This is a genomic window from Armatimonadia bacterium, assembly GCA_039679385.1.
Taxonomy (GTDB): domain Bacteria; phylum Armatimonadota; class Zipacnadia; order Zipacnadales; family JABUFB01; genus JAJFTQ01.
On the sequence record JBDKVB010000067.1, the window covers coordinates 37502 to 56897 of the forward strand.

Below are 19396 nucleotides of genomic sequence, written 5' to 3' on the forward strand. Positions count from 1 at the left end.
GAACTCACCTGGAGGACCTGGTGGTCCGCCCGCTGGTCCCCCCGGCGGTGGAGGTGGCGGTTCGGGCGGCTGAGCTAGAGCAAGGGAGCAGAGGCACACGGCGATCGCACAGGTCAACAGCACTATCCTCGACATCGTGTTTCCCCCTGTCATGGGGCCACCGCATGGGTGGCTGAACTGGTACAATCCTCGTCCCTCTTCAACACAACTTGTGAACCGAAAGCCTGACGAGGAACGCCCGCGTGGCGTTCGGAGTCGTCCACCATGGAAGAGACGCTCAGGCAGTGCTCTTTTGTCTGCCCCGTGGCGTGTGCGGAGGGTTAGCGCTCTGAACTCAGGTAAGCCTTCAGGTTCGCCAGGTAGCGCGTCGCCACGGGGTCATGTTGCAGCGCGTAGTCTGACAGTTCCACGGCAATCAGTGTTCCCGCACCTTTCCTCATCTCGAAACAGGTGACGCCGTAGTGCGACTGTAGGTCCTGCGGCTTCTTGAGGTACCCGTGCGGCCAGACTGTGTAGGCCAGAGTTCTCACTTTGGCCTGGGGCTTGAGCACATAGGCACCTTCGCACACGTGGGGCACGCCGTCACCCTCTACGCTCAGCCAGGATAGGTCCAGAGGTTCGAGGCCGTCGAAGACCCGATGGGTCTCGTCGTCAAGGTTGGCGATCTCAACGACCCGCGCGCGGTAGTCTGCGACGACGTCGGGAAGCAGGCTCTTGAGCGCGCTCCCCGCATTCAGCACCAGAACCTTGCCACCAGCCTCCACGAAGCGAGACAGTTCACCGGGGTCCTGACCCGCTGCCTCCTGGGGTCCTCGGATCACTCGCAGCCCCGGCGCCGAGGGGAGCTGTGCCCAGGAAGGCATCGCCAACAAGAGTTCATAGGTGTTCTCAGAAACGACCTCCTTCCTAGACCTCAACTCCAGGCGCAGCCGATACGTTCCCCTGGGCGCGGGGAGATTCTCCGGGAGCTTCAGCGAGAGGTCGCGCCAGGTGTTCCCGTAGTAGGGAATCGCCGGTACGGCTACCTCGGTCTGTGCAAGGGAGTGGCCGTCGGGGTCCTCCAGTCGGACCAGGAGGGCGCCTTCGGGAAGGTCGCCGCGGATCCGGTCGTCGTTGACCACGCACACACGACCTGAGAGGGTGTCTCCGGCGAAGTAGTGGCGGTTGCGTAGCTCCAGGCTCACGAGCACGGGCTGCAGCGCCGTCTGCATGGCCTTGTACGCCGGATAGGGCGCGATCCGGTCGGCGTCGTAGCTGTTACGCCACCAGTTCGTGTTGGCGAAGTGCAGCAGACCGCAGAGCTTGTCGCGCTCACGCCGAGCCAACTCGGCCAGTTCCTTGCTCAGGAAAGCATGGCGCGATAGGAACAGCCCGGCGTCGCGGTCCTCGTAGGCCCAGTCGCCGCACCAGGCCTGCGGCACGTAGTGCAGGTCGATGTACTTGCGGGTTGGATGGCCGGAGTCGTTGTTGGGGTACCCCTGGCTGAACTCCTGGCTGATGGCGGGCCGTGTGCCGGTGAAACGTGCCTCGATCTTGCGCCCGTACAGAGCGAAGGGCGAGGCCGAATACCATCCGAAGTACTGGTGGGTGTCGTCGATGTCGCCGTCGTCGTAGCCTGCGGGACCGACCTCCCGGGCGTAGACCGCCGCATCGCGCACATAGCCGGAGTCGGGCACGATCGGTCGCGAGGGATCAGCCTGCCGCATCGCGTGGATCAGCTCGGTCGCGATGCGCCACTTCTCCGCACGTCTGGCCGGGTCGGTGTCGCGGTACCAATAGCTCTCGTTGTTGAGCGTCCACATCAGAATGCAGGGGTGGTTGCGCATTGCGCGGAGGATGTCGGTCCACTCGGTCTTCCAGGCCTGCACGAGTTCGGGTGAGATGACCGCGCTGTTGTCGATGTTCACCCAGGGCCAGATGCCCTCCATGCTTACGCCAACACCCTCCTCGTCGGCGGCGTTCAGCCAAGTCTCCGTGAAGGAGGACCCGTGTGTACGCGTGACCAGGGTGTTGCCCTCGTGCATCAGGCGTAGGAAGGTGTGGGCGAGCTTGGGGTCGTTGGGTTTGAGGCCACTGGGGCAATGGTTCGCGCCCCGCAGCCAGTAGGGCTGGCCGTTGAGGTAGAGGCGGTTGCCCCGCACCTCGAAGGTCCGGAAGCCGACGGGAACCTTGACCCGGTCGAGGACTTTGCCCGAAGCTGCCTCGGACAGGGCCAACTCGAGGCCATACAGATTCGGTTGTTCGGGGCTCCACAGCTTCGGCTTGAGGTCGGCGACCTGGAGCCGGTACCGGTCTTGCGGTGTCTGGCCGACGGTCACGGGCCTGGCATCGCGGTACAGCGTCTCACCGGTCTTGCGGTCGGTGATGACTGCCGCCAGTTGACAGGCGACTGGTGCCGTCTGGGCGCCACCGAAGGTCACGTCGGCGTCGAGTCCCGTCAGCGAAGGCGTCACCTGGACCTCGCGCAGGTAGCGGGGATCGGTGACGACCAGCTCCACCGGCTGCCAGATGCCCAGGTTGCGGTTGTACATGCCATGGGGCAACCCGGTGAGCATGTCGCGGGTGATCTGCATGGTCACCGCCACTCCCAGGACCTCGGCGGGATCGCCCGCTCCCTGGTAGTTGGCCTGGCTCGCGAGGACAGTCAGGCAGTTGAGCTCCCCCGGGCGGAGGGCTGAGGTCGCGTCCAGCTCGAAGGGCGCGAACATGCCCACATGCCCGCCGAGGTGCTGACCATTGAGCCAGACCTCACAGGTGGCGGCGACGGCCCCGAACCGCAGACGCACGCTCTTGCCGGAGTAGTCGGCCGGCACCTGCAGCCACTGGCGATACCAGGCCGAAGTGGTGCGGTCGTAGTCGAAGGTCAGGGCATCACAGCGTGCCTTCTCCTGGCGAACCCAGTTGTCGGAGGTGCCCTCGCTGGGCGCATAGATCCACCAGTTGGCGGGCTTGAGGAAGGCCGGAACCGGCATCACGTGCCAGCCATCGTCTGCGGCGGTCGGGTCGTAGGGGTGCAGGCCGGCAGGCCGGTCCTGATCCGGCAGTAGCAGCCAGTTCCCGCCCAGATCGACGCGGGTTCGTCCTGGCAGAGCCGAAGGAAGCTGAAGTGGACGGTATGCTGCCCGGGCACCGGCTCTTGATAGACGGGAGGCCTCGGCCCTGGCCTCAGCATCCGCCTGCGTCAGCGCCTGGGCTGCCTGCTCGGCCCGCCACTGCTCCGAGGTGACGGCGAACTTGTCCGGGACCGCCGCTCGGGGCTCCAGCGAGAACCAATTGAGGGCGCCGCCGGAACCACTCTCAGGGTGCCTGGCTCGGAAGATGAACTGGAACTTGCCGTCGGCGACCGTAACCGGGCGCTGCAGAACATGATAGGTATCAGCTCGTAGCTCCAGGTTCACGCTGGGAACCATCTCCCCCTGGACGTAGACCTCCATGTGTGAGGCGAAGCCGGGGTCTCCACCAACCATCGTCAGCACGTAGTCGCCCCGTCGGCACTCCAGCACGAAGCCGGCGCTGTAGGTGCCATGGGCGAGTGCAGCCACGGTGTCCCGGCGCTTGTCGGGGTTCAGCTTGCGTTCGCGCATCAGGGAGGTCATGTCGGAGGTCCAGCCGTAGCCGCGCTCGTGGGTGTAGGGAGAGCCATCGGCCGGCAGGTACCCGTCCACAAGGGTATAGGACATCGGCTGGAAGTTGACTCGCAGCGCTTCGGGTGAGGGCTCCTCTTCGGTGCCGGTGGAGACTGTTGGTTGCCCGGTGACCTGCACGCTTTCGAACCGTGCGGAGAAGGGGCCACCACCGAGGCCAATCAGGCCAGGACCTAGCGGCCGGTCATCGGTGACACGCAGGCTTGGTCGCGGGTCATCGCCCACCCAGACCGACAGGAAGGCGCCCTTCGCCACAACTCGGATCTGGTAGGTCACCTCAGGCTGCGGCGTGAACCCGAGGGGCTGCGCAGCCAGGGCGCGATCCTCACCGCCGGGGCTGAAGCGGAAGAGGAGCAGGTCGTTGCAGTTGTTCCCGCGCAGGGCCAGGGCGTAGTGGGTATCGTCGTCGGTGTAGCGGAAGCGCAGCCAGATCTCGCCGTCGGAGTGCATCCGCGCGCGCACGGTCAAGTCCAGGTCACCGAAGCGCTGCTGCGGCCACAGCGCCATCTTGCCCCGCAACTCAAGAGCGCCCTGGGACACGGTGGCCTCGCCCCGACGGGTGAGGCTCCATTGAGACAGGTCCTTCACGGGCAGTTGGGCGGAAGAGGCAGAGGAGACGGCCAGGGTCAGCAGGGATAGGGGAATCGCAGCCCGACAGAAGCGTCGCAACACCTTGCTCACTCCCTCAAGGTCTGATGGCAACTCCAGGCTGACGTGTGACAGCTTCGTCAACCCAGCACGGCAGACCTGCGGGGAGCACGAACCTGCGCCTGTTTCTGGGTGCGGAGAAGGGGCTGAAAGGGGGTGAACCGGTACCCTAGGCCGCGGTCGCGCGAACGGCACTTCAGATAGCCCTTCTGGGTGGTGGCGTCGTGGTTGGCCTTCCACGGGGACAGGCAGGTGCAGGTGGTCAGGCCCACAGACCCGTGGGTGCCGGAGGTCTGGGCGTGGAAGTGGCCGCTGAGAATGTGGCGCAGATCGTGGCCGGAGAAGAGGGCGAAGACCTCGTCGGCATTGGCCAGGCAACCGGGGACGCTGGCTGCAAGGGGGAAATGCGTGAAAGCGACGATCGGACGGTCTGAGGGCAGTTCGGCGATCTGGGTCGCCAGCCACTGCAGCACCTCGTCGGTCACCTCGACCCGAGTCACTTGTCCGCCGCGCGTGGAGTCGAAGCCCAGGAAGGTCCAGCCGTCATGCTCAAAGGCCACGTTTCTGACCCCCAGCACCGTATCCCAGGTCGTCTGCTGGGTGAGGTTGTCATGGTTGCCCGGGACCGCATACCAGGGCTTGCCGATGCCGTCGAGAAGCGACTTGATGGTCAGCAACTGGGCTGAGGAGCCGTTCTCGGTCAGATCGCCGGAGATCGTGACGAACTCGACCTCAGGGTCGGCGCCAAGCTTCGCTGCAAGGGCCTCGAAGTACACCACATCGGCCTCATCGCGGAAGTGCAGGTCGTTGAGAGCGGCAAAGCCAAAACCGGCACTGGGTGGCCCACCCTTGCCACTGCCGCAACCGCCCAGCGCGGCACCCAACAGCGATAGGCCACAAGAGCGCAGGAACAGGCGTCGGTTGAAGGTCCTTGGCTGCGAAATGGCGCTTCCTCCGTTCCTGTCGAGGGCAGTCCAACTCGGCAAGCGGGCCCTGCCGCATCCCAAGAGTCACTCAGTCTTGGAACAGGGGCGTGCTGAAGTACCGTTCGGCGCGATCCGGCATCAGGGTGACGACGTTCTTGTCCGGGCCCAGACGCCCTGCGACCTGCACTGCGGCCCATACGTTCGCGCCTGAGGAGATGCCCACGAGGCAGGCCTCCTTGCGTGCGAGTTCTCGTGCGGTCTGGATGGCGTCCTCGTTCGTCACCTCGACCACTTCGTCCACGAGGCTCACATCCAGGACTGCGGGAACGAAGCCATCGCCGATGCCCTGGATCTCGTGCGGCCCGGGTCCGTGACCACGCAGCGCCGATACGTTCGCCGGCTCCACGGCTACGCCCAGGATCTCCGGGCGCTTCTCTTTGAGGAACCGCACCACACCTGCCAACGTTCCGCCACTTCCGACCCCGGCAACGAAGGCATCGACCCTACCTTCCATCTGTTCCCAGATCTCGGCAGCGGTCTGCTCGTAGTGAATGCCGGGGTTGTCTGGGTTCTCGAACTGCTGGGGCACGAACACGCAAGGGTTGGCGGCCTGGATCTCGTTGACCTTGTCGACGGCGCCCCGAACACTCTCCTCCGCCGGCGTGAGCACCAACTCGCCGCCCAGCGCCTGGATGATGCTCTTGCGTTCATCACTCATGTTCTCGGGCATGACGATGATGACGCGATAGCCCTTGTGGACGCCGACGAGGGTGATGCCGATGCCCGTGTTGCCGGAGGTCGGTTCGCAGATGATGCAGCCGGGCTTCAGCTTGCCGGCCTGCTCGGCCCTCTCGATCATGTTGAGGGCGATTCGGTCCTTGACGCTCCCACCGGGGTTCAGGAACTCGGCTTTGGCGAAGACGTTGGAGGGCGTGAGCCTCGACAAGCGCACCATCGGGGTACCACCGATGGCGTGGAGGATCGTGGACAGCCACATGGGACAAGACCTCCGGTCGGTATGGGGACGGAGCAACTCATCACGGCACGGGCCCCGGTCGGTGTCAGCGGATGATACACCGCCTCTGCTGCATCGTCAACGCGGGCTGCCACAATCTGGGCAGAGCGAAAGATAATGTCTATGAACAGGAAGGAGAGGGCATCGTCAAGGGAGAAAGGGGATACTGACAGCGCGGGCCGCGGAGGGTCAGGGCACCTGTGATGGGTGTCAGGGACCGGAGGCGGGTCGCGTTGACAGCCGCTAGATATTGCCATATAATCGCAAGGTTACAGCATGCGACCCAGCAATCTAGCGTTTGCTGACCCTGAATATCGAGGGGGAGCTGTCCGATGACGAGGGCTTTGGGCCCCGTTGTCGTGGCGCTGGCAGCCCTTTGTGTACTGCTGCCAGGCGCTCCGGCGACCGCGCAAGCACAGGCCGACCATTTCGTCACTGGTACCGAGAAGTTCGAGCGTGGCGAGTACAACGAGGCGGTCAACGACCTGCTGCAGGCCGTACAGGAGCATCCGGACTGGGAGGCTGCCTGGTACTATCTGGGCGCAGCCCAGTTCGAGGTGGCCTTCCAGAACCTGGGCACCGTCGGTGAGCCCGGGGCACGGGATTACTCCGCGGCCAAGCAGTCTCTGCTCAAGGCTCTCGAGCTAGCCCCCTCACGTCCAGGTACAAGAATGTACCTGGGACGCATCGAGGAGGACACGGGGGCCTGCACCGAGGCCCTTCGGCTCTATCGCGAGGAGCTGTCGCTGAAGCGTCTGGTGGATCGCAAGCCGGCGAATGTTGCCCTCGGGCGCGTGAGCTACAAGCTCGGCCGGTATGACGACGCCATGACGCTGCTGAACAGCGTGCTGTCTGCGGAGCCGAAGTACGTGGAGGCGCGCTACGTTCTCGGCCTCTGCCAGGTTGCCAAGCAGCGGCCGGAGGACGCCCTCGAGAGCTACAAGTCGGCCACCAAGACCCTCACCGAGTGGCTTGAGGGGGTCTACCACCTCCTGCGCGTCCAGTTCGCAGAGACCGATCCCACCGACTACTCTACGCGGGTTACTCGCGTGGTGGAGGACTGGGACCAACTGCGCAAGGAGTTGTGGGCACTTCGTACGGCCAAGGCCCGCCCCACTACGAAGACCCTTGAGCAGCACACGCAGACCTATGCCAGGGCCCAGGAGTTCGCCCTGGACCTGCATCTGTGGCCTGCTCTGAACAAGGCCACCGGCGATGCCTACATCATTACGAAGGACTGGGCCGCCGCACGCAACGCCTACCGCCACGCGACGAAGTCGCGCGAAGGTGAGGGCTCTGAGGACGATCCCGACGCCTGGGCGCGGATCGGCCGGGCCTACCACAAGCAGGCAATGCAGACCTTCGCCGATACCGGCCAACTGCTTCGCACGGCCGCGGAGTTGAAGGCTGCAGAGGGCGATACGGACACCGATCCACTCAAGTGGGACGGCTACGGTCGCGCGCTCTACGCAGCCGGCATCAATCACAAGGCCCGGCTCTCCGACATGCAGGCTCCTCGCGAGCCCGAGCCGGACATTGCCAAGATCTTCTCGGGTCTGGGCGAGGTCTATCTCTTTGAGGCCAACACCTACGTCACCGACCCGACGAGAGACATCAAGTCACATACCTACGACGAGGCCATTGAGGCCTTCGACAAGGCGCTCCTCTACGATGCGTCCTGCGTGCCCGCCATGTTGCACAAGGGCGAGGCAATGATCGACCGCGCGGAGCGCGAGAAGCTGCCCTCGGACAAGATCGACGGGTTCATGAACGCTCGCGATCTGCTTGAGGGGCAGGCCCTGAAGCTTGACGCCAAGGACCCGACGCTCTGGGCCGCGCTGGCCAGAGCCTACCTGGGCTTGGACGAGTTGGACAAGGCCGAGCAGGCCGCCAAGTCAGCCCTAACGCTCGACAGGAAGAACCTTGTGGCGCTGAACATGGCCGGCCTGGTGAGGTACTACCGGAACGATTGCATCGGTGCTGTCGATGACTTCACAACGGCCATCGAGACAGCTCCGAAGGACTTCCAGTCCTACCTGAATCTGGGCAACGCTCTGTACGGACTGCGGTCCTGGGGTCGTGCGCAGCGCGAGTACAACCGGGCTCTGGAGCTCGTGCCTCAGTCGTCGGTCTCCAACACGGGCAGCCAGCGTCCGTACGTGAAGTACCTTATCGCACGGACACAGCACGAGTTGGGTGACTACCAACTCGCGGTGAACACCCTCTCTGAGGCGCTCAGCATGCGCACCGACTTCTACGATGCGCAGCGGCTTCTCGGTGCCTCCTACAGCGGTCTGCGTCAGTGGCGGGCGGCCGAAGAGGCAGTCAAGGGTGCCATCAAGAGTGCCCCGAGGGACGACGTCGAGAAGCAGGCCAGCAGTCACACGCATCTGGGCGAGCTCTATGAGGTGGAAGGGCGGTACCACGAGGCGATGGCCGAGTACCGCACGGCGCTCTCGTACTCACCGGACTATCTTCGGGCGCAGGAGGGTGTTCGCCGGCTGACCTGGCAGGAGAAGAAGCGGCCGGCGACCTCGGCCTCGACTCAGTAGCTGTGTCCAACTAAGCATACAGAACATGCCAGGACCGACTGCCTAACATCGGTGTGTTGACCCGCAGGAGGCCTTTGATGATGCGCGTCCCCGCAGCTCTTGCCGTGGTGGCAGTGCTCGCCGCGTCCGTGCTTCTTACGGCCGTCGCCACAGCTCAGGAAACCCTTCAACCGGCCATGTTCCTGCGCGACGCCGCACACACGGGCGTGGGTGAGCCGACCCTCGCGACTCCCCTGGTCCTCGAATGGAAACACACCATCGACGGAGCCAGTGGGCAGCGAATGATCAGCTCCCCCGTGTGCGATGAGGACACGGTGTACTTCTTTGTCGGCAAGTCCATGCACGCCGTCTCGCGCACGACGGGTGCCCCCAGGTGGGAGAAGACTCTGGATTTGCCGGACACTGTCGACTCGACGCCGCTCATTGTCGACAAGCAGGCAGTCGTCGGGTGCCGTGACGGCAAGCTCTACTTCATCGATGTCCGCGGCTCCAAGGGCAACATCACCGGCAGCTTCGATATCAGCCAACAGAACAAGGGGCTCGCGAAGCCGGCCGCAACCACGACACCAACGCAGCCGATGATGGGTATGCCCTTCCCCATGATGAGGCAGGCGCAGACGCAGACCACAGCAAAGTACGTCGAGGCCTCCGCCACGTACAACGACGGAACCATCTATGTTGGCGCCGATGACGGATGGGTCTACGCCATCAACCTCGCGACCAAAGAGAGGGAATGGGGGTTCCGCACGAACGCCGCGATTAAGGCCTCCCCGGCCTACTGGAATCACGGCGTATACGTTGCCTCCACTGACGGCTACCTGTACGGTCTCTCAGCGAAGACCGGCAAACTGCGGTGGCGGTCCAAGCTCGACACCTTTGACAACTTCACCTCACCCGTCGTAGCCTACTCCAAGGTCTTCGCGGCCTCGGGCAAGTACATGTACGCCTGCGACTTCGGTAGCAATGGCTACGTGCGCTGGCGCTTTGAAGCCAAGGACAAGATCGTTGGCTCGCCTGCAGTCTATGGTAACATGGTCATGTTCGGTGACGCTGCCGGCAAGTTCTACGGCGTGAGCACCGGCGCCGACGGGAACATGAAGTACACGGATAGCGATTCAGCCGCCTTCTGGCAGGTCCCGCCGGAACCCCCTGCCGACGGCAAGGAGCCGGCCCTCGCAGAGGGCGAGGTTTCCGTTGGCGGGATGGACAAGCCGGTAAAGAGCTCCCCGATTGTGATCGGCGACGTGGTCATCTACCGGCCAGGGCCACGGCAGATCAATGCCCTCAGCCTGAAGGACCACTCACTCGTCTGGCACTACAACCTCCCGGAGGACGCAGCCAACGCCACGGCGTCTGTCTCACGCGGCTTTGGAGGCCGCTTCGGTGGTCGACGCTTCAGGCAACAGCAGCAGGAGGGCTCGGGGTCCATGGAACCCGGCGCTGGCGGCATGTTTGCACCGGGCATGGGTGGCGGCATGGCCGAACCTGGAATGGGCATGCCCTTCCAGCAGGAATTCCAGCCCCCCTCCTTCGACATGGGAGGCGCGCCACCCCCCAGTGGCGGCTCAATGGACGCATCGAGTGCAGAACCCGGCGCGGGCATGGGGATGGGGGCGCCGCTCGGTGTGGGTGGGCCCGGGGGCTCAGGCTTCCCCGGTATGCCGGGTTTCGGTGGCACGACCAGCACAACGACACAGCCCACTGGCCCGACACTGGTATTCGAGAACGAACTGATGGCCAGCCCCTTCGTGGCCGGCAACCAGGTCTTCGTTCTTGCTGACGACGGCGCCCTGTACTGCTTCTGTGGCACCTCGGCAGACGCGATCGCCCCCGGGTTCTCCAGTCCGGAACTTGAGATACCGGCGCAGGGCGGCTCCCGCCATCAGCAGGATCTGACCCTCAAGGGGAAGGGAGCCGAGGGCGCTCAGCCGACGAAGATCAACGGCGCGCCACCGGTCTACATCCGGGTCAAGGTCTCCGACGTGGGCAGTGGCATCAACCCGCAGTCGCTCACCATCACTGAAGACGAGGGCGGCGGCGCAAAGTGGGTACCCGCCTACGACACCTCCACGGGTCACGTCTGGGCGGCCTATGAGGGCACGGGCAGGGGTGGCGGCCGGAGCCTACCTGAGGGCGTCTACTCCCTGACTTTCGCCGTGTGCGACTGGTCGGGCAACCAGGCCCAGGCAACGGTCAGCTTCGAGGTGGACTACAACACGGCCGCACCTGCCGGTGCGCGACCGCGTGGTTTCTTCCCGGGCGGCGGGTTCCAGGGCGGTGGGATGTACCCGGGCATGGAGGGCATGACTGGCGCGGAGGGCGGCGGAGCCCTGATGGAGCCAGGCACCGGGGGTGTCTTCCCAGGCTACGTCGGTCCTGAGGGTGGCGGGATGGGCATGCAGGGCCTTCCTGGTCTTCCAGGGATGCCATCTCCCATGGTTGGGCCGTAGCGCCAGAGACCAAGGGCTCGCCCGATGCCGTTAGGTTCGCGCATCTGAATCCATGAACACTCAGCTCCACCGCGTCCCGTTTCGGAGGGAACAGGGTGGTACGATCCATCATCATTGTTGCTTTGCTTCTGGTCGGTCTGCTCTATGCCTCCCTATTCCTGATGTGGAATGCGGAGACGAAAGTAGACCTCGTCACCTGGGGTAGTCTGGGCGGCCCGCTTTGGATCGGCGGAGTGCCGGCGGGCTTCCTGCCACTGGTGGGTGCCCTGATCGGTGCGGCTGTCATGGCTATCGCAGCGTGGCTCCCCTGGGCGGCCCAGCGTAGGGCCACACGGTCGGCCGAAGCAAAGCTCGCGAAGGTTATTGAGAAGTTCAACGAGCAGAAGAAGCTGCTCGGCGCGCGCAAGCAGGAGCTTGCCGACCTTCAGGCTCGTGTCGACGAACTCGAGGGGACCTCGGCACCGGCGTCGGTGACCGAGGTCGCGGAGGAGGCCGGAGAGGGCTCACCCGTGGTGGCAACGGCAGACCTGGCCTCCGACGAAGAACCGGAGGCAATCCAGTAGGACCGATGTGCAGGCAGCGCGACACAGTCCATGATGCCCGAGACGGCAGGAGCTCGCGGGCCCCTGGCGTCTTTTTTGGTGGGCCGCCAAGGCGCTCTGCGATTCCGTGATATCACTCCCCGACACCGAGATTGACGCCTTTCTGACGCTCAACGCCAGCGGCCTGTCCCCTCTGCGCCAGTTTGCCCTGCTCGCTGCCTTCGGGACGGCAACCCAGATACTCGCCGCCTCCGATGGGGAGCTTGCCGAGGTCCAGGGGGTCAAGACGGACCACATCCGACGCCTGCGTGAGGCACAGCAGGTCGTCGACCTTGCGGCGGTGTGGGCAAAGTGTCGCGAGTACGGAGTCACGCCGGTCCCGTGCACCGCTCCTGAGTTCCCCCCACTCCTGCGCGCTTCGACCGACGGGACCCCTCTGCTGTTCGTCCAGGGCACCCTTGAGAAACGTGACGATCTCGCCGTCGCCATTGTGGGTACCCGCAAGTGCACGCCCTACGGCATGACCGTGGCGCGGCGGCTTGCCGGCGATCTGGCTCGGCGCGGGTTCACCATCGTGAGCGGCATGGCCCGGGGCATTGACGCAGAGGCTCACCTGGGGGCACTGGAGGCCGGAGGGCGGACAATCGCCGCCATGGGCTCGGGGCCGGACATCACCTTCCCGCGAGGTCACGTCGAGCTCCGCGAACGGATTGTTGCCTCGGGCGCTGTGATCACCGAGTACGGGTTCGGCTCTCCGCCACTCAAAGAGCATTTCCCTGAGCGCAACCGTATTGTCGCCGGCCTCAGTCTCGGCGTCCTTGTGGTCGAGGCACCCGCTGCAAGTGGTGCGCTCATTACGGCTCGGTTGGCCGGTGAGATCGGGCGGGAAGTCTTCGCCGTGCCCGGCGACGTTAACAGCCCTCTGAGCCACGGTGCGCACGCTCTGATCAAGGACGGTGCCAGGCTGGTGGAGTATGCGGAGGATGTTGTCGAGGGGCTGGGTATACTGCTCACTGCGGTGCCCGACCGTCCACAGGTGCCTGCTCCCGATCTGCCGTCCGAGGAGCAAGCGGTCGTTGACGCTCTTTCCCACCAACCACGACGCGTGGACGAGGTCGTGGCTAGCTGCAATCTCGGTCCGGCACAGGTGACGGCCGCCCTCATGGTCCTTGAGATGAAGGGCCTGGTGCGGCGTCTGCCGGGAAGTACCTTCGTCCGACTATAGCCTACGGGGGCACCTCCCCTCTGCTTCGGCAAGCTGCGTGGAGTTTCTCGTGGCGGCCCAGGCGCAGAGGGCTGCCCCTTCTGACCATCCGGTCATTCTGGAGTGTATGTGTGTGGCAAAAGCCGCCATCATCGTAGAGTCACCAACCAAGACGCGTACTCTGCAGCGCTTCCTCGGTGAGCAGTACTCGCTGCTCGCCTCTATGGGCCACGTGCGTGATCTGCCTGAGGGAGAACTGGCTGTGGACGTGGACAAGGGCTTCGAGCCTACGTACACGAGCTCTCCGCAGCAGAAGAAGACGCTGAACGCCCTCAAGAAGGCGCTCAAGAGCGTTGACGAGGTCTACCTCGCATCGGACCCTGACCGCGAGGGAGAGGCCATTGCCTGGCACCTTGCGCAGGCGCTCGACCTGAAGGACCCCAAGCGCATCGAGTTCAACGAGATCACCGAGCCGGCCGTCCGCAGCGCTCTTGAGCACCCGCGGACGATCGACGTCGAGCGCGTGAATGCACAGCAGGCCCGGCGGGTTCTCGACCGCCTGGTCGGCTACATGCTCAGTCCTCTCCTGTGGGAGAAGCTTGCGAGCCGCGGAAGCCGCAACTCGCTCAGCGCCGGTCGTGTGCAGTCGGCGGCGTTGAAGCTCGTGTGCGTCCGTGAGCGGGAGATCGCTGCCTTCGTCCCGGAGGAGTACTGGTCGGTCACTGCGGTCCTCTCCCCTCTCGACACTGAGGCCCGCTTTGAGGCCGAGCTGCGGACGCGCGACGGGGAAGACCTCAAGCTAACGAAGGCCGAAGAGGCTGAGCCGATTGCCGAGGAGCTGCGCCACCTGGCCTATCGGGTTCAGGGCGTCGAGCGCAAAGAGCGGCGGCGCAGTCCGCAGCCTCCCTTCATCACCAGCACTCTGCAGCGAGCTGCGGCGAACCAACTCGGTTTCTCAGCCCGCAGGACCATGGCCGTCGCCCAGCAGCTCTACCAGGGCATTGAGACTCCCGATGGCAGCCTCGGTCTCATCACCTATATGCGTACCGACTCCACTCGCATTGCCGCGCAGGCCCGTGAGGCTGCGGTCGAGTACATCAAGAGCCAGTACGGGGAGAAGTTCGTCGGCCCGGGCGCGACGGGCAAGAAGGTGGCCGGAGCACAGGATGCCCACGAAGCGATCCGCCCCTCCTACATTGAGCGGACGCCGGAGAGCCTCCGTCCGTACCTCGACGACGACCAGTACAAGCTCTATGAGCTCACCTGGCGAAGGTTCGTTGCCAGTCAGATGGCTGCTGCGGTCTCCGACGTCACCACGGTCGAGATCGCGGCGGGGCCCTATGGCCTGCGGGCTTCCGGTTCGGTGCTCAAGTTCCCCGGCTTCCTGTCCGTGACCAAGCCGGAGGACGACGAGGACGAGAAGTCGCTCCCCCCGCTGAAGGAGGACCAGGACTTGCGGGTCCTGGAGGTCAAGCCCGACCAGCACTTCACGAAGCCACCACCCCGCTACACGGAAGCCACACTGGTGCGTGAACTCGAGGAAAACGGCGTGGGTCGTCCGAGTACCTATGCCCAGATCATCGAGACGCTGCGGCAGCGCAAGTACGTGCGCATGGAGACGCGGCAGTTCGTCCCGACCGGCCTGGGCTTCTCGGTGAACGACTACCTGCAGGAGAGCTTCCCGGACATCATCGACGTGGACTTCACCGCCAAGGTCGAAGGCGAACTCGACGGCGTCGAGCAGGGGTCCGACTGGGTCGCACTGCTACGCCGCTTCTATGGGCCCTTCAGCGACCGGCTGAAGGCTGCGCAGGAAGCTCCACTGAAGGTGCTTGAGGAGAAGTGCCCCGAGTGCGGCGGACGACTGCTGGAGCGGTTCTCCGTCCACGGGAAGTTCGCGGGCTGCGAAAACTACCCCGAGTGCAAGTACACGCACGACCTGCTCTCGGACGTGCTCAAGAAGGCAGCGCCACGTCCCACGGGCGAGAACTGCCCGGAGTGCGGTAAGGAGCTCGTCATCCGTCAGGGGCAGCGCGGCGAGGATTTCGTCGGCTGCTCCGGCTACCCGGAGTGCAAGTACGTCCGCTCGCTGAAGGGCGACAAGTCCCAGCGGCCGAAGGCGGTCATGACGGACATCCCCTGCGAGAAGTGCGGCAAGCCTTTGGTAGTCCGGCACGGTCGACGTGGGCCCTTCCTGGGGTGCTCGGGGTTCCCGCGCTGCCGGACTACCCGCAACCTCACGGAAGAGGAAGCCGCTAAGTGGGCAACCGCGGAGCCGGGCCAGGAGAACGGCGACGGCACCGTGGTAGCAGCTGCTCCGGCCGTCCAACGCAGTGAGCCGATCAAGACCGACATCCCCTGTGAGAACTGCGGCAAGCCGATGCTGGTGCGACACGGGCGCCGAGGGCCCTTCCTGGGCTGCTCAGGCTACCCGAAGTGCCGCACTACCCGCAACCTGAGCGACGAGGAGCAGGCGAAGTGGCTTGGGGAGCAGGCCGCGGACGACGGGGAATCTGAATGACCCGGCGGTCGAGCGACAGGTTAGCACTCCGTGTCCCGGGATGTCCCGGCTACTACTCGCAGACCGTCGGAGAGAGGCACCGGTGCCCGTGACTGAGCTTTGCGATCAGCCCCGGCAGTCCCGGCCGTCCCCTGCGCTGTTGATTGCGGTGTTCGCGGTCTCAATGGCGGTGCTTGGCTTTGAGGTGTCGCTGACCCGCGCCTTCTCTGTGCTCCTGCGCTTCCACTTCGTCTTCCTGGCGGTCTCCATTGCCACCTGCGGCACCGGTCTCGGCGGGCTAGTCGACTTCCTGCTGCGCCGTGGTCCGCTCCGGAAGGCTTCGCCTCCGGTGGTGCTGGTGATTACCGGCAGCCTCAGCGCTCTGCTGATGCCGCTGACCTTCCTCCTGCTGTTTGCGAGCCCGCTGTCGGCCAAGCTCACTTCGGTGTGGGTGGTGACCGCTCTCTGTCTCCCGCCTTTCCTGGCCACGGGCGCCTTCCTGTCGCACGCTTTCGCCTGGTTCTCGGCTCAGGGAGGTCGGCTGTACTTCGCGGACCTCACCGGGGCCGCCCTGGGCAGTTTCCTGGTGATCGGGGCGCTCCAGCTCCTCGGCGGGATCAATGCCGGGATCCTGTGGGGTGCCGGGATCGCGGTCGGGATGCTCGTCCTGTGCTCTCAACTGGAGCCCCGTCGGCGAGCGGCGTTGGCCTGGCTTCCGGTGTGCCTCGTTCTGGCTGTTGGGGGGCTGCTCGTCGCCAACCGCAGCGGGGCAGTGGTGAACCTGCCGGTACTCCCGCTGACTGACGACCCCAATGCCAAGCCCTTGTACCAGGAACTGGGCGACCCCAAGGTTGGAGCCAAGATCGTCGACACGGAGTGGAACGCCTTCGCCCGTACGGACGTGGTCTCCAACCGCGGTGTAGAGGACTTGTATGTCTACACCGACGGCGAAGTGCCGACGAACATGCTGCGGTTCAACGGTGACCTGCAGGCTCTCCTCCCCCGGCTGCAGGAGTTCATTGGCTACTACGCTTTCCAGGAACTGAGGCCCGACAAGGTCATGCTCATCGGCCCCGGCGGTGGCCTCGACATCCTGCTTTCGCTGGCCGTCGACGCGAAACAGATCGACGGCGCCGAGCTGAACCCCTCCATCCCGCGCCTGGTGAGGAAGTACGGGAAGCTCACGGGTCACGTCTATGACCTGGAGGGCGTGAACATCCGGGTGGACGAGGGCCGCAGCTTCATCAGCCGCAGCCGCCAGCAGTATGACCTGATCTACATGGCGCTGACCAAGACCGCCACGACGACCAGCTCGAGCCTGGCCCTGCTGGAGAGCTACATCCACACCACTGAGGCCTTCGAGCAAATGCTGCGGCACCTCTCGGATCGTGGGGCCATCGCTTTCGTGTCGGAGCACCCACTGATCCTGATGCGGGCCATGCTCACCGCGGTGCAGGCGCTGGAGACACTTGGTACGCCACGTCAGGAGGCGCTGGCGCACTGCTGCCTGCTGAGCGTTCAGCCGGAGTACATGGCCTATGGGCCGTACCGCTACCTGATGATCGTGGGACGGCAGGCCATCAGCCCTGAACGCAGCCGGCAACTCGCTGCGGACTGCATCGGCACGCACCTGGTGCCGGTATACTTCCCCGGCGCCTTTGAGCCCGAGCCCTTCCCGCAACTGACGCGTAAGGGTATGTCGGACGCACAGTTCGTCGACTGGTGGAATCAGTGGCAGGGGTATGAGGGCAGTCAGCGTCTTGACTTCCGTCCGTGCACCGACGATCGGCCCTTCGTGGTCGACATGAGCGTCGGCATTCCGCCCCAATTCACGCGCTTCCTGTGGGCGGTTCTCCTTCTGGCTGCGTTGTTGACCGTCTGTGTTACGGTCTGGATGCGACGCACGGCCCCCGAGAGCTATCCGGGAGTCGGGCCCCTGGGTGGTTCGGCCCTGTACTTCTCCTTGCTTGGCGTTGGGTTCATGCTCGTTGAGGTGGTGCTCACCCAGCGCCTGGTGCTGTATCTCGGCTACCCGGTTCTGACTCTCTCCGTCATCCTGTTCTCGCTACTCCTGGGCGGCGGGCTGGGAAGTCTGTGGAGCCAGTCGTGGCCCGCAGGAGCGGGACTTGCCAAGCGTGCGGCGGTAGCGGCCCTGGTGGTGGCAGTGGGCGCGCTGTTGGTGTACAAGCTGCAACCGGTGATCGTGGCGTCGACGCTGGCCTGGGACCTGCGGCTGCGGTGCGCGGTTACCATGGCGCTCCTGATCCCGCTGGGCTTCGCGATGGGCACTCCCTTCCCCACCGGCATTCGTGTCGTGGGTGCGTGGTCGGCCGACCTGGTGCCGTGGATGTGGGGGCTGAATGGCGTCAACTCCGTGGTTGGCTCGGTGGCAGCGATGTCGCTGGCCAAACTGTACGGCTTCGGCAGCGTGTTCATGGTGGGCATCGTGGTGTATGCTCTCGCGGCGGTTGTCGCGGTGATGCTCTCGAAGTCAAAGGCTGTGTGTGAGGCGGAGGCGGCCGCAGCGGAGCCCTAGTGCGACGACTCGCTCTGACTGGTGCGCGAAGTGAACAGGGGCCCCGGCTGGGGCCCCTGTTGTGTTCCGGCTGAGTAGCTGTTCTGGGCTGACTAAGGCTGGGGCTGAGCGGGCGCCTGGACAGCACCCGCGCCGGCACCCTGACGGGCACGGCGACGACCGGCACGGGCTCCGGCTGCCTGACCTGCTGCAGCACCTACAGCAGCCCGCGGCTTGGCCAGATTGGCGGGCTTGGTTGCCGGAGCCTTGCGTTCGGGCGCCTGCTCGTCATAGGGGATGCCGTCTAGGGCCGGCTGGATTGCCTTGAGGTCGATGCCGAAGCGCTTCAAGACCTGCGCGGCGATGTCCTCTCGGGCACCTTCCTTGCGCACGAAGGTCTTGTCGTTCGTCCCCACAAAGACGTAGGGGGCATAGGAGTGCCCGGTCTGGCCCTCGTTGAAGCCATGATCGACGACCACGTAGACCAGGGTCTGGTCGTAGATCCCCAGGTCCTTGAGCTTCTGAATGATCTTGCCGGTGCAGGCGTCGTCATCCTTGAGGGCGTCGGTGTATTCCTGGGAGTTCTCACCCTTGGCGTGCCCGGCGTGGTCGGGCTCGGCGAAGTGGATGAAGAGGAACATCCGCTTGTCTTTGTTCTCTTCGAGCTTCTGCAGGGCGGTGCTGGTCACCACCGAGTTCTTGTTCAGGCCGTTAATGAACAGGTCCATGTGCTTGCTGGCGTTGTACCACGGCTTGCCGGGCAGATCCACGAACTTCTGACCGTTCTCCTCCACGACCTTGCCCTGCGCAAGGTCGGCAATCCCCGCAGCCTTCTTCTCCCGCTTGCGCGCCTTGTCCAGCATGGTCTGGTACTGGTCGTAGGGGATGTGTCGCGGGGCATCGTTGTCGACGTGGCCCTTCTTGCCGATGATACCCATCGTCACGATGTTATCCGGGCCGAAGAAGCCCTCCAGCCGCTCGAAGACCGAGTAGCCTTCGGGAATCGGCTGGTAGCGGCTGTTGCTGAAGACGCCGGTGGTCTGGGGCTTGTAGCCGGTGAGGATCTGCGTCCATCCGGCCTTGGTGTCCGTGGCGCCCGAGGTGACGTCAACGTCGACCAGCGATCCCTCGTTGGACAGGGCCACCAGGTTGGGCAGCTCGTTGCGGGCCACCATCTCCTTCATGTGGTCCCGCTGGGCACCGTCCCAACCAATCACGAGGATGTTGCGGGGAGGCTCTGCGGCAAGGGCCTGTGTGGCTCCCCAGAGGATGGACAAGACCACGAGCACTGCCAAGAAGCGACGATCACGCATGACGCATCCCTCCAGACGGAAGTCGTGATCCCGCCGGAGGGTCGGCGCCTCTGCCCCACTCCCCGCGCGGGCCATCAGGTAAGCACG

General features: G+C 64.8%; 10 protein-coding genes. 6 read left to right on the top strand and 4 right to left on the bottom strand.

Annotated elements, in window-relative coordinates; genetic code table 11:
- Positions 1 to 320 precede the first annotated feature (320 nt).
- Genes ABFE16_06680 through cysK form a run of 3 tightly spaced genes read right to left on the bottom strand, consistent with a single transcriptional unit; the run spans position 321 to position 6215 of the window.
- Complete coding sequence (locus tag ABFE16_06680; GenBank protein MEN6344975.1) at positions 321 to 4316, bottom strand: sugar-binding domain-containing protein; 3996 nt, start codon at positions 4314 to 4316, stop codon at positions 321 to 323.
- 56 nt (positions 4317 to 4372) lie between these two features.
- Entirely contained in the window at positions 4373 to 5278 is a 906-nt protein-coding gene (locus ABFE16_06685; GenBank protein ID MEN6344976.1) for a metallophosphoesterase, read from the bottom strand.
- Positions 5279 to 5306: 28 nt separating this feature from the next.
- The gene (gene cysK / locus ABFE16_06690) at positions 5307 to 6215 is read right to left on the bottom strand and encodes a cysteine synthase A (GenBank protein ID MEN6344977.1); all 909 of its coding nucleotides are present in this window, start codon (positions 6213 to 6215) and stop codon (positions 5307 to 5309) included.
- A gap of 350 nt (positions 6216 to 6565) precedes the next feature.
- On the opposite strand from cysK, the gene ABFE16_06695 reads away from it, so the two are divergent.
- From ABFE16_06695 to ABFE16_06720, 6 genes are all read left to right on the top strand, one after another.
- A complete protein-coding gene (locus ABFE16_06695) occupies positions 6566 to 8785 on the top strand; it encodes a tetratricopeptide repeat protein (protein MEN6344978.1) in 2220 nt (739 codons plus the stop codon).
- 77 nt (positions 8786 to 8862) lie between these two features.
- On the top strand, positions 8863 to 11235 hold the full coding sequence (locus ABFE16_06700) for a PQQ-binding-like beta-propeller repeat protein (protein ID MEN6344979.1): 2373 nt from the start codon (positions 8863 to 8865) through the stop codon (positions 11233 to 11235).
- Between the two features lie 95 nt (positions 11236 to 11330).
- A complete protein-coding gene (locus ABFE16_06705) occupies positions 11331 to 11798 on the top strand; it encodes a hypothetical protein (protein MEN6344980.1) in 468 nt (155 codons plus the stop codon).
- Between the two features lie 106 nt (positions 11799 to 11904).
- Positions 11905 to 13002 carry a DNA-processing protein DprA gene (gene dprA, locus ABFE16_06710; GenBank protein MEN6344981.1) on the top strand — a complete coding sequence of 366 codons (1098 nt, stop codon included), beginning with the start codon at positions 11905 to 11907 and terminating at the stop codon, positions 13000 to 13002.
- 112 nt (positions 13003 to 13114) lie between these two features.
- Complete coding sequence (gene topA / locus ABFE16_06715; GenBank protein MEN6344982.1) at positions 13115 to 15502, top strand: type I DNA topoisomerase; 2388 nt, start codon at positions 13115 to 13117, stop codon at positions 15500 to 15502.
- A gap of 88 nt (positions 15503 to 15590) precedes the next feature.
- Complete coding sequence (locus ABFE16_06720; GenBank protein MEN6344983.1) at positions 15591 to 18017, top strand: hypothetical protein; 2427 nt, start codon at positions 15591 to 15593, stop codon at positions 18015 to 18017.
- Positions 18018 to 18109: 92 nt separating this feature from the next.
- Here the strand turns inward: ABFE16_06720 and ABFE16_06725 are convergent, their stop codons facing one another.
- Complete coding sequence (locus tag ABFE16_06725; protein ID MEN6344984.1) at positions 18110 to 19309, bottom strand: alkaline phosphatase family protein; 1200 nt, start codon at positions 19307 to 19309, stop codon at positions 18110 to 18112.
- Between the last annotated feature and the right edge of the window lie 87 nt (positions 19310 to 19396).